The sequence below is a fragment of the Tardiphaga sp. P4_G1 genome (assembly GCF_056401215.1).
Genome location: NZ_JBFUJU010000011.1, coordinates 184,397 through 195,865 on the forward strand (window position 1 = coordinate 184,397; position 11,469 = coordinate 195,865).

The following is an 11,469-nucleotide window of genomic DNA, read 5'->3' on the forward strand; positions in this document are numbered from 1 at the left end:
CTGAACGATGACCGACAATCGCAACACCATCATTGCCGTCATTCTGTCCGGCCTGGTGCTGATCGGCTGGCAATATTTCTACAACATCCCGCAGATGGAGAAGCAGCGCGCACAGACCGCGACGCAGACCCAGCTTGCCAACCCGACCGCACAGCCCAACGCCACGCCCGGCAGCACGACGCCGACCGCGAATTCCACCGCCGCAGGCGGCGCACCCACGAATGTGGCGCCGGCCAACGCTCCGATCGTCAGCCGCGATAGTGCCATTGCAGCGTCGCAGCGCGTCAAGATCGACACGCCGCGTATCTCCGGCAGCATCGCGCTGAAGGGCGCGCGCCTCGACGATATCTCGCTGACCAAGTTCCGCGACACCGTGGATCCGAAGTCGCCGGCGATCGTGCTGTTCTCTCCCTCCGGCACTGCCGCGCCTTATTATGCCGAGTTCGGCTGGGTCGCCGCCGCCGGTGCAAACACCAAGATTCCCGACCAGAACACCCAGTGGCAGCAGGAAGGCTCCAACGCCCTGACGCCGACCACGCCTGTCGTGCTCAAGTACAACAACGGCGACGGCCTGACTTTCACCCGCACCATCTCGATCGACGACCGCTACCTGTTCTCGGTCAAGGATGACGTCAGCAATATCGGCAACGCGCCGGTGACGCTGTATCCCTTCGCGCTGATCTCGCGCCACGGCACGCCGCATGTCGAAGGCTATTACATCCTGCATGAAGGCCTCGTCGGCTATCTCGGCGACCAGGGCCTGCAGGAATACGGTTACAAGAAGATCGACGAAGCCAAGGCGGTGAATTTCAAGGTCACCAATGCCTGGCTCGGCATCACCGACAAATACTGGGCTTCGGCACTGCTGCCCGACACCAATGCACAACTGCAGGCCCGTTTCTCGTCGAACCTGACCGGCACCCAGCGGACTTACCAGACCGATTATCTGCAGGACGCGCAGACCATCGCCATCGGCGGCACCGGCACGGCCAATGCCCGCCTGTTCGCCGGCGCCAAGGAAGCGGCCACTGTCGGCATCAACTTCCCGCTGGCTGTCGGCCTCGGCGGCTATAATCAAGCGCTCGGCCTCAACCACTTCGACCTTCTGATCGACTGGGGCTGGTTCTACTTCATCACCAAGCCGATGTTCCTGGCGCTCGACTGGTTCTTCCACCTGTTCGGCAATTTCGGCATCGCCATTCTACTCGTCACCGTGCTGGTGAAGATCATCTTCTTCCCGCTGGCCTCGAAATCCTATGCCTCGATGGCGAAGATGAAGGCCGTACAGCCGCAGCTGGCGGCGCTCAAGGAGCGCTTCCCTGACGACAAGATGAAGCAGCAGCAGGAGATGATGGAGATCTACAAGAAGGAGAAGATCAACCCGATCGCCGGTTGTCTTCCCGTCATGTTGCAGATCCCGGTGTTCTTCTCACTCTACAAAGTTCTGTTCGTCACCATCGAAATGCGCCACGCGCCATTCTTTGGCTGGATCAAGGATCTGTCGGCGCATGATCCGACCAATCTCTTCAACCTGTTCGGCCTGATCCCCTTCGATCCGACGACGATTCCGGTGTTCGGTCACTACCTCGCGCTCGGCATCTGGCCGATCATCATGGGCATCACGATGTGGTTCCAGATGAAGCTGAATCCGACACCGCCGGATCCGACGCAGAAGATGATCTTCGACTGGATGCCGCTGATCTTCACCTTCATGCTCGCCGGCTTCCCGGCCGGTCTCGTGATCTACTGGGCTTGGAACAACACCCTCTCGGTGCTGCAGCAGGCCTACATCATGAATCGCAACGGCGTGAAGGTCGAACTGTTCGACAACGTGAAGTCGACCTTCGCGAAGAAGCCGGCTGAAAAGAAGACGTAACCCTTGGAGCCCTCATCCTGAGAAGCGGCCACTTGGCCGCGTCTCGAAGGACGAGGGCGGGGCGCTCATGGTTCGAGACGGCGCTTGCGCGCCTCCTCACCATGAGGGCCGGAGCAGCACAGAAAGCCACTTCGCATGACCACTGACACCGATGCGAAGCTGATCGAACAGGGCCGCCTGCTTTTTGCAGGCGAATGGACGTTCATCTGGGCCTCGCCCTCGATCGAGACGCTGCCGCCGATGGCAGGGATGGAAGTTGCCTTTGCCGGCCGCTCCAATGTCGGCAAATCCAGCCTGATCAATTCGCTGACCGGCCGCAACGCGCTGGCGCGGACCTCGCATACGCCGGGCCGCACACAGGAGCTGATCTTCTTCGAAGGTCCCGATGGCTCCGACTTCCGACTCGTCGATATGCCCGGCTACGGCTATGCCTCGGCGCCGAAAGTCAAGATCGCGTCCTGGACCAAGCTGATCTACAATTTTCTCCAGGGCCGGGCGAGCCTCGCGCGCGTCTACGTCCTGATCGACTCCCGGCATGGCCTGAAGGATGTCGACCTCGACGTGCTCAAGTCCCTCGATCGCTCGGCGGTCAGCTACCAGATCGTGCTGACCAAGGCTGATCAGGTGAAGAAGAGCGAACTCGACAAGACCCTCGAAGAGGTCCGCACCGAGTTGCGGACTCATCCGGCAGCCTTTCCGGACGTGCTGGTTACATCGTCGCGCACCGGTGACGGCATGGCCGAATTGCGGGCTGCAATGGTCCGCCTGTTGAACGAGCGCAACTGATGACCCGCTTTAGCCTGTTTCGCATTCTTGTCATCCTGGCCGGCGTGATGGGCGCCGACGGCGTCATTCTCGCCGCCGCTTCGGCGCATCAGCCGGACGCGACGCGGCTGGCCTCGGCCTCCTCGATGCTGCTGTTTCATGCCGCCGCCATTCTCGGTGCCGTCGCCCTGATCGAGCGCGGCGTCGCCCATCTGCAGATCGGCCTGACAGCTGCGTTCGGCTTCGTCATTGCTGCCGCGATCTTCGCCGGCGACCTGACCCTGCGCCAATATGTCGGTCACGGCTTGTTCACAATGGCCGCCCCGACCGGCGGCACCCTGCTGATCCTGAGCTGGCTGGCGCTGGCGGTATCCGCAGCTTGGCCGCGCCCCACCTGACGCCGGGCCACTGGACAGAGCAGCGATGCTTTGCGCGGCGGCAATCAATCGGCTAGAACGCGCCGCAGATTGCTCACCGTGAGATCCGCTTCATGACCGACGCGCCCATCATCAGTGCTCTCGACCAGGCCCGCATCCTGTCGGAGGCGCTGCCCCACATGCAGCAATATGACGAAGAGACGATCGTCATCAAATATGGCGGGCACGCCATGGGCGCCGAGGATACGGCCCGCGCATTTGCCCGCGATATCGTCCTCTTGGAGCAGACCGCCATCAATCCGGTGGTTGTGCATGGCGGCGGCCCGCAGATCGCGCAGATGCTGACGCGTCTCGGCATCAAATCGGAATTCGCCGCCGGATTGCGCATCACCGATGCGGCGACCATCGAGATCGTCGAGATGGTGCTGGCCGGCTCGATCAACAAACAGATCGTCAGCTACATCAACGAAGCCGGCGGCAAGGCCGTTGGTCTCTGCGGCAAGGACGGCAACATGGTCACCGCGTCGAAGGCGACGCGCACCATGGTCGATCCCGATTCGAACATCGAGAAGGTGGTCGATCTCGGCTTTGTCGGCGAGCCGGAAAAAGTCGACCTGACGTTGCTGAACCAGCTGATCGGCTATGAGCTGATCCCGGTGCTGGCGCCGCTCGCAGCAAGCAAGGACGGCAAGACCTTCAACGTCAATGCCGACACCTTTGCCGGCGCCGTCGCCGGTGCACTGAAGGCCAAGCGCCTGCTTCTGCTCACCGATGTGCCGGGCGTGCTCGACAAGTCGAAGAAGCTGATCCCGGAATTGTCGATCAAGGATGCCCGCAAGCTGATCGCCGACGGCACTATTTCCGGCGGCATGATCCCAAAGGTCGAGACCTGCATCTACTCGCTCGAACAGGGTGTCGAAGGCGTCGTCATCATCGATGGCAAGACTCCCCATGCCGTGCTGCTCGAACTCTTCACCAATCAGGGCACGGGCACACTGATCCACAAGTGATGGACACGCCACACCACACGTCGTCATGGCCGGGCTTGTCCCGGCCATTCGCGTCTGGCTGGTGGGCGCGAAAAACATCGTTGACGCTTCTCGCCAGCGTCATCTGGCTATTTGCCAGCACGGCCGCCCGCGCCGACCTCAAACTCTGCAATCGCATGAGCTATGTCGTCGAAGCCGCCATCGGCATCGACGACAAGAGCGCCACCGCGACGCGCGGCTGGTTTCGCATCGACCCCGCGCAATGCCGCGTCGTCGTACAGGGCACGCTGACAGCCGACCGCATCCTGCTGCATGCCCGCGCGCTCAGCATCTACGGCGCCTCACCCGTGGCGCAGAACGGCACCGACACCCTGTGTATCGCGCCGGATAACTTCGTCATCGCCGCTGCCCGGCAATGCCGTGCCGGACAGTCACAAGTGCCGTTCACGATGATCAAGCCGACGCAGACCGACGACGGCAATATGATCGCCTATCTCGCGGAAGACAGCGAATATGACGACGAACAGGCCAAGCTTGCCGCCATCCAGCGCCTGCTGGTGATCGCGGGCTATGACGCCGCACCGATCGACGGGGTCGATGGACCGAAGACCCAGAGCGCGCTCTCGTCCTTCCTCAAGAGCCGTAGTCTTGCTGCCGATGTGGTTTCAACGCCGAATTTCTTCGAGACAATGATCGCCGCCGTGCAGGCGCCCTCCGCAACAGGCCTCACCTGGTGCAACGACACGTCCTACAAGGTGATGGCGTCAGTCGCGACCGATGATGGCAAGGGCGTTGTCAGCCGCGGCTGGTATCGCATCGAGCCAGGCAAATGCCTGCGACCGGATATTGTCGGCCAACCCCGCCAGATCCTCAGTTTCGCCGAGGCCGTCGACGACAATGGCCGTGCCATTAAGCTCAACGACAAGCCGCTGAACTGGGGCGGCGTTCGCATGCTGTGCACACGCGAGAGCAAATTCGAGATCCGCGAACACAGTGACTGCAATACCCGCGGCCTCACCAGCGCCGGCTTCGCTATCGTCGACATGTCGGGCGGCGGCAGGACGCTGCGCTTTGCGACACCGTGACGACCGGACAACAGAGACAATCAATGACCCTGCCGACCAAATCGCCGCGCGCCTTCACCCATGTCGAGACATGGGTATTCGATCTCGACAACACGCTGTATCCGCACCACGTGAACCTGTGGCAGCAGGTCGATGGCAAGATCCGCGACTTCGTCGCGAACTTCCTCAGGATTTCACCCGACGCGGCCTTTAAGGTTCAGAAGGACTATTACAAGCGTTACGGCACCACCATGCGCGGCATGATGACCGAGCACGGCGTCCGCGCCGACGACTTTCTGGCTTTCGTCCACGAGATCGATCATTCGCCGCTCGAGCCCAATCCGGTGATGGGCGCCGCCATCGCACAACTGCCAGGCCGCAAGCTGATCCTGACTAACGGCTCGGTCGCCCATGCCGGCGCGGTACTGGAGCGCCTCGGTTTCGCCGACCAGTTCGAAGCGATCTTCGACATCATCGCCGCCGGTCTGGAGCCGAAGCCGGCTCAGCAGACCTATGACAAGTTTCTCCGCCTGCACGGCGTCGATCCCTCCAAGGCCGCCATGTTCGAGGACCTGTCGCGTAACCTCGTCGTGCCGCACAAACTGGGCATGACGACCGTGCTGATCGTGCCCGACGGCGCCAAGGAGGTCGTGCGCGAGGACTGGGAACTGGAAGGCCGCGAGGACGACCATGTCGATCATGTCACGGATGATCTGACGGGGTTCCTGGCAGCGCTGAACAAAGCGCGCTGATCTCGAACAGCGGCACATCCCCTCGCCTGTCATCGCCCGGCCTGGCGCGCACTTGCGCGCGTGGACCGGGCGATCCAGTAGGCACCAGCAGAAGTGATGAAGCCGTCCCGCCGCCGTATACTGGATCACCCGCTTTCGCGGGTGATGACAGGCTGAGTTTGACGCGGACGGCCCTCTTCCCGACCTTGACCCCCTCGGCCAAATCCCCGAAAAAGCTCCCCAAACGTCAACAATCTCCAATTTTGCTGACAATCTCCGATAGACCCAAGGATCCCGCAATGTCGCTGACCGCCCTCGAATCCACCATCAATGCCGCCTTCGACGCGCGCGATAACGTCAACGCCTCGACCAAGGGTGAAGTCCGCGACGCGGTCGATCAGGCGCTGAACCTGCTCGACAAGGGCGAGGCCCGCGTCGCCGTCCGCGCCGACGACGGCAAGTGGACCGTGAACCAGTGGCTGAAGAAGGCCGTGCTGCTGTCGTTCCGCCTCAATGACATGGCGCAGATCTCTGGTGGTCCCGGCGGCGCGGCCTGGTGGGACAAGGTGCCCTCGAAGTTCGAGGGATGGGGCGACAACAGCTTCCGCGACGCCGGCTTCCGCTCTGTGCCGGGCGCCATCGTGCGCAAGTCGGCCTTCATCGCCAAGAACGTCGTGCTGATGCCGTCCTTCGTCAATCTCGGCGCCTATGTCGATGAGAGCTCCATGGTCGACACCTGGTCGACGGTGGGCTCCTGCGCCCAGATCGGCAAGCGCGTGCACATTTCCGGCGGCGTCGGCATCGGCGGCGTGCTGGAGCCGCTGCAGGCCGGCCCGGTGATCATCGAGGACGACTGCTTCATCGGCGCCCGCTCGGAAGTCGCTGAAGGCGTGATCGTGCGCAAGGGTGCGGTGCTGGCCATGGGCGTGTTCCTGGGCGCATCGACCAAGATCGTCGATCGCGAGACGGGCGAAGTATTCGTCGGCGAAGTGCCGGAATATGCGGTGCTGGTCCCCGGCAACCTGCCCGGCAAGCCGATGAAGAACGGTCAGATCGGTCCGTCCACCGCTTGCGCCGTGATCGTGAAGCGCGTCGACGAGCGCACCCGCTCCAAGACCAGCATCAACGAGCTACTGCGCGACTGATTTGTCGTTTCGTCCGGTTTGCGCGTAGCATCGTGCAAACCGGACCGATCCGTTGAATTGAGGGCTGCCATGGACTGGACCACGCTGCTTTTCAGCTTCAAGGGACGGATCAACCGCGGCAAATACTGGCTCGCGATCCTCATCTACATAGTGGCCTGGATCGCCTTCGTGGCTGCTACCGTGATGTGGCTCGGCGGATTCGACACCGACCGGCTGTTCAGCATGGTCGGCGGCGCGTTGCTGCTGTGGCTGGCCGCTATCGTCCTGATCGTCGCCGGCACCTGGTCCGGCATCGCCACCGGCATCAAGCGGCTGCACGACCGCGAGAAGAGCGGCTGGTGGATCCTGGTGTTCTGGCTTGGGCCGAGCGTCCTCAGCGGCATCGGCAGCACCAGCAGCGCGAGCACCAGCTTCGTCTTTCATATCGCCAGCTTCGCCGTGACCATCTGGGCCATCGTCGAACTGGGCTTCCTGCGCGGCACCGCCGGGCCGAACGAATACGGTCCCGATCCGCTTGCCGCGCTTGCCACTGCACCAAGGGTCTGATGTCCACCGACGCTCTCTCCATCGCTCAAGATCTTCTCCGCTGCCCCTCAGTCACTCCTGCTGACGCCGGCGCCCTCGGCGTGCTCGAGAGCCTGCTGACGTCGGCCGGCTTCGAAGTCCATCGCGTCACCTTCAGCGAGGAAGGCAGCGCCGACATCGAAAACCTCTATGCCCGTATCGGGACTTCCGCGCCGCATATCTGTTTTGCTGGCCATACCGACGTGGTGCCGCCCGGTGATGAAGCGGCGTGGACCCATGGCGCTTTCTCCGGCGACGTGACGAACGGCCTGCTCTACGGCCGCGGCGCGGTGGACATGAAGGGTGGCATCGCCGCGTCAGTCGCCGCCGTGCTGGACTATCTGGCGGCGAATGACGGCAAGCCGCAAAAGGACGGCGGCGGTTCGATCTCCTTCCTGATCACCGGCGACGAAGAAGGCATTGCCGTCAATGGCACCGTGAAGCTGCTCCAATGGGCGGCCGAGCGTGGCGAAAAGTTCGATCATTGCATCGTCGGCGAGCCCTCGAATGTCGAGGAGATGGGCGACACCATCAAGATCGGACGCCGCGGGTCGCAATCAGGCACGCTGGTCGTCGATGGCGTGCAGGGCCATGTCGCCTATCCGCATCGGGCGTCGAATCCGGTGCCCGACATCGCCGCGCTGATCACAGCGCTGAGCAGCGATCCGCTCGATCAGGGCAATGCGCAGTTTCAGCCGTCCAATCTCGAATTCACCTCGGTGGATGTCGGCAACAAGGCGACCAACGTCATCCCCGCGCAAGCGCGGGCGAAGTTCAATATCCGCTTCAACAACCACCACACGCAGGCGTCATTGCGCGACCTGATCGATGCACGCGTCGCAACTGCCGCGGGCAATCGCATTCGCGCTCATGTGATTTGGGAGCCGAGCAATTCGGATAGCTTCGTCACAAAGCCGGGCGCGTTTACCGATACGGTCGTCGCTGCGATCAAGGATGTCACCGGCCGTACACCGGATCTCAACACGGGCGGCGGAACCTCGGATGCGCGCTTCATCAAGAACTACTGCCCGGTGATTGAATTCGGCTTGGTCGGGCAGACTATGCATCAGATCGACGAACACACGAAGGTTGCCGATCTGGAGAAGCTCACCCAAATCTATCGCGGCGTGCTGGATCGGTATTTCGCATGAACGGCAAGATTCTCGTCCTCACCGCGCTCGAAAGCGAGCTCGACAAATCACGCGCGCCTGCCGAGATCGAGGTGATTTTCACCGGCGTCGGCAAGATCAACACCACGATCGCAACACTTCAGGCGGTGCAGGCCATGCAGCCCAAGCTCGTCGTGAACTACGGCACCGCCGGCAAGCTAAACACCAAACTCAACGGCCTCGTCGAGGTCAGCGACGTGATCCAGCGCGACATGAATGCCGAGCCGTTGGCGCCGCGCGGCCGTACGCCCTTTGCGCCCGATCTCGACCGCCTGGTCTCGGGCCAGCGCGGCGTGATCTGTGGCAGTGGTGACAGTTTCGTCACTTCCACCGATCCTTGGCTGGTGACGAACAATGTCGATATCGTCGATATGGAACTGTTTGCCATCGCGCAGGTCTGCCTGCGCCACGGCATTCCCTGGCGCGCCTTCAAGTTCATCACCGACGACGCCAATGATTTTGCGCATGAGCATTGGACGGCGAATGTCGCGAATGGACAGGATCTGTTCTGGGACGCGATGAAGGGCGTGAAGGTCTAGTAGTCGACCTTTACCAGATACAGCCCATCCGGCGGCGCCACGATGCCGCAGGCGCTGCGGTCCTTCGCGGCAAGCGCCGCAGCCAGATCGTCCGGCGTCCAGCGGCCGTTGCCGACCCAGACCAGTGAGCCAACCATCGAGCGCACCTGGCTGTGCAGGAACGAGCGTGCGGAGGTCGTGATGGTGATCGCCTCACCGTTCTGCACCACATCGAGCTGATCGAGCGTGCGGATCGGCGACTTGGCCTGGCATTCGGTATCGCGAAAGGTCGTGAAGTCGTGTCGACCGAGCAAACGCTTCGCAGCCTCGCTCATGGCAGCGACATTGAGCGGGCGCGGCACGCGCCAGACCCGGCCGGCATCGACGGCGAGGTTCGCGCGACGATTGGTGATGCGATAGACATAGTGGCGTTTGATGGCCGAGAACCGCGCCTCGAAATCATCCGGCACGATATCCGCCGACAGCACGCCGACCGGATGCGGCCGCAGATGGGCATTCATGCCATCGCGAAAGCGACCCGGCACCAGCACTTTCGGCACGTCGCAATGGGCGACCTGGCCGAGCGCATGGACGCCGGCATCGGTGCGACCGGCGCCATGGACGCGGATCGGCTCGCCGCAAATGGCCTCGGCAGCACGCTCCAGCGCGCCCTGTACGGTCAGCGTCGCGTTGGCCTGCACCTGCCATCCGGAAAATGGCGCGCCGTCATATTCGATGATCATCTTGTAGCGCGGCATCAGCCCACCCGCAGAGGCGGCTTCAACGGCGTGCCACGCAGAAATTCACTGGCCTTCATCGGCTGCTTGCCCGCGCGCTGCAGGTCGATGATCCGGATCGCGCCCTCGCCGCAGGCGACGGTGAGCTGATCGTCGATGATCTCGCCGGGCGCGCCCGCGCCCTTTGCGAGCTCGCAGCGCAGAACCTTCACGCGCACCGCCTCGCCCTCGATCGGCACTTCGCACCACGCGCCGGGAAACGGTGACAGCCCATGGCAATGCCGAAGCACGTCGCGCGCCGGCTTCGACCAGTCGATCTTGGCCTCCGCTTTGTCGATCTTGGCCGCGTAAGTGACGCCGTCTGCGCTCTGCGGGGTCAGGCTCAGCCGTCCCCTTTCCAGCGCCCCCATGGCCCGCACCATCAAGTCGGCACCAAGCGGCGCCAGCGCATCGTGCAGGTCCAGCGCCGTCATCGCATCGGTGATCGCCAGGCGCTCGGCCATGGCGACATCGCCGGTGTCGAGGCCGACATCCATCTTCATCACCATGACGCCGCTCTCGGCGTCGCCTTCCATGATCGCGCGATTGATCGGCGCCGCGCCGCGCCAGCGCGGCAGCAGCGAGCCGTGCAGGTTGAAGCAACCTAGGGGCGGCACATCGAGAATGTTCTGCGGCAGGATCATGCCGTAGGCGACGACGACCGCAGCCTCGGCCTCATGCGACCGGAACTCGACTTCCGCCTCCGGCGTCCGCAGCGTTTTCGGCGTGAAGACGGGAATGCCGAGCCGTTCCGCCTCGCGCGCCACGGGCGTCGGCTGCAGCTTCATGCCACGACCGGCGGGCTTTGCTTCGCGGGTATAGACCGCGACGATCTCATGGCCATGGGCCACGAGTTCGAGCAGCGTCGGCACCGCGAAATCCGGCGTGCCCATGAAGATCAAACGAAGCGACATAGGTCGGAGCCGATCTGTTGCAGCGTTGCGCGGAGAAACCTACTCCGCGCGCTTGGCGAGCTTGGTGAACTTCTTCAGCACGCGGTCGCGCTTCAGCTTGGAAAGGTAATCGACGAACAGCACGCCATTGAGATGGTCGATCTCGTGCTGAATGCAGGTCGCGAACAGGCCGCTGGCCTCTTCCTCGATGGTCTTGCCGTCGAGGTCCATATAGCGGATCCGCACCGTCGCCGGACGTTCCACTTCCTCGTAATATTCAGGGATCGACAGACAGCCTTCCTCATAGACCGAGAGTTCTTCCGAGGCCGAGATGATCTCCGGATTGATGAAGACGCGCGGCTTCTTGCCGTCCTCCTCATCGTCCTTCTTGGCGATGTCCATGGTGATCAGCCGCAGCGGAACCGCGATCTGGATCGCCGCCAGCCCGATCCCGGGTGCGTCGTACATCGTCTCGAACATGTCGTCGGCGAGCTTGCGCACCTCTGACGTCACCTTCTCGACTGGTTTGGAGATCAGCCGCAACTGTTTGTCGGGCAGGATAATGATTTCACGAATGGCCATGGCGGCGATTTAATCTGCGC

13 protein-coding genes are annotated in these 11,469 nt (G+C 62.7%); 10 read left to right on the forward strand and 3 right to left on the reverse strand.

Going from position 1 to position 11,469, the window contains the following annotated elements; genetic code table 11:
• The first annotated feature begins 7 nt into the window (after positions 1 to 7).
• The 10 genes from yidC (at position 8) to AC1DUY_RS25040 (ending at position 9,219) form a co-directional block, all read left to right on the forward strand.
• Positions 8 to 1,876 (forward strand): membrane protein insertase YidC, encoded by a 1,869-nt coding sequence (yidC, locus tag AC1DUY_RS24995; protein ID WP_093759796.1) that lies wholly within the window; start codon positions 8 to 10, stop codon positions 1,874 to 1,876.
• Positions 1,877 to 2,011: 135 nt separating this feature from the next.
• Positions 2,012 to 2,662, forward strand: a complete 651-nt coding sequence (gene yihA, locus AC1DUY_RS25000; protein ID WP_120288259.1) for a ribosome biogenesis GTP-binding protein YihA/YsxC — start codon at positions 2,012 to 2,014, stop codon at positions 2,660 to 2,662.
• Positions 2,662 to 3,039, forward strand: coding sequence for a DUF423 domain-containing protein (locus AC1DUY_RS25005; RefSeq protein ID WP_175368585.1), 378 nt, complete (start codon positions 2,662 to 2,664; stop codon positions 3,037 to 3,039). The genes yihA and AC1DUY_RS25005 overlap by 1 nt, the downstream gene beginning before the upstream one ends.
• Before the next feature lie 92 nt (positions 3,040 to 3,131).
• Positions 3,132 to 4,028, forward strand: coding sequence for an acetylglutamate kinase (argB, locus tag AC1DUY_RS25010; RefSeq protein ID WP_120288257.1), 897 nt, complete (start codon positions 3,132 to 3,134; stop codon positions 4,026 to 4,028).
• An 80-nt stretch (positions 4,029 to 4,108) separates the two neighbouring features.
• Positions 4,109 to 5,092 (forward strand): DUF1036 domain-containing protein, encoded by a 984-nt coding sequence (locus AC1DUY_RS25015; RefSeq protein WP_478117845.1) that lies wholly within the window; start codon positions 4,109 to 4,111, stop codon positions 5,090 to 5,092.
• 23 nt (positions 5,093 to 5,115) lie between these two features.
• Positions 5,116 to 5,823: a pyrimidine 5'-nucleotidase gene (locus AC1DUY_RS25020; RefSeq protein ID WP_478117847.1), complete on the forward strand. Its 708-nt coding sequence runs from the start codon at positions 5,116 to 5,118 to the stop codon at positions 5,821 to 5,823.
• 278 nt (positions 5,824 to 6,101) lie between these two features.
• A complete protein-coding gene (gene dapD / locus AC1DUY_RS25025) occupies positions 6,102 to 6,947 on the forward strand; it encodes a 2,3,4,5-tetrahydropyridine-2,6-dicarboxylate N-succinyltransferase (RefSeq protein ID WP_231078267.1) in 846 nt (281 codons plus the stop codon).
• Positions 6,948 to 7,016: 69 nt separating this feature from the next.
• Positions 7,017 to 7,493: a DUF805 domain-containing protein gene (locus AC1DUY_RS25030; RefSeq protein WP_478117849.1), complete on the forward strand. Its 477-nt coding sequence runs from the start codon at positions 7,017 to 7,019 to the stop codon at positions 7,491 to 7,493.
• Entirely contained in the window at positions 7,493 to 8,662 is a 1,170-nt protein-coding gene (dapE, locus tag AC1DUY_RS25035) for a succinyl-diaminopimelate desuccinylase (RefSeq protein ID WP_478117851.1), read from the forward strand. The genes AC1DUY_RS25030 and dapE overlap by 1 nt, the downstream gene beginning before the upstream one ends.
• Entirely contained in the window at positions 8,659 to 9,219 is a 561-nt protein-coding gene (locus AC1DUY_RS25040; protein WP_315840433.1) for a phosphorylase family protein, read from the forward strand. Before dapE ends, AC1DUY_RS25040 begins: the two co-directional genes overlap by 4 nt.
• Here the strand turns inward: AC1DUY_RS25040 and truA are convergent.
• Genes truA through def form a run of 3 tightly spaced genes read right to left on the reverse strand, consistent with a single transcriptional unit; the run spans position 9,216 to position 11,449 of the window.
• A complete protein-coding gene (gene truA, locus AC1DUY_RS25045; RefSeq protein WP_175368579.1) occupies positions 9,216 to 9,956 on the reverse strand; it encodes a tRNA pseudouridine(38-40) synthase TruA in 741 nt (246 codons plus the stop codon). The two genes, AC1DUY_RS25040 and truA, sit on opposite strands and share 4 nt — an antisense overlap.
• A complete protein-coding gene (gene fmt / locus AC1DUY_RS25050; protein ID WP_478117854.1) occupies positions 9,956 to 10,888 on the reverse strand; it encodes a methionyl-tRNA formyltransferase in 933 nt (310 codons plus the stop codon). Before fmt ends, truA begins: the two co-directional genes overlap by 1 nt.
• Before the next feature lie 39 nt (positions 10,889 to 10,927).
• Entirely contained in the window at positions 10,928 to 11,449 is a 522-nt protein-coding gene (def, locus tag AC1DUY_RS25055; RefSeq protein ID WP_089262812.1) for a peptide deformylase, read from the reverse strand.
• Between the last annotated feature and the right edge of the window lie 20 nt (positions 11,450 to 11,469).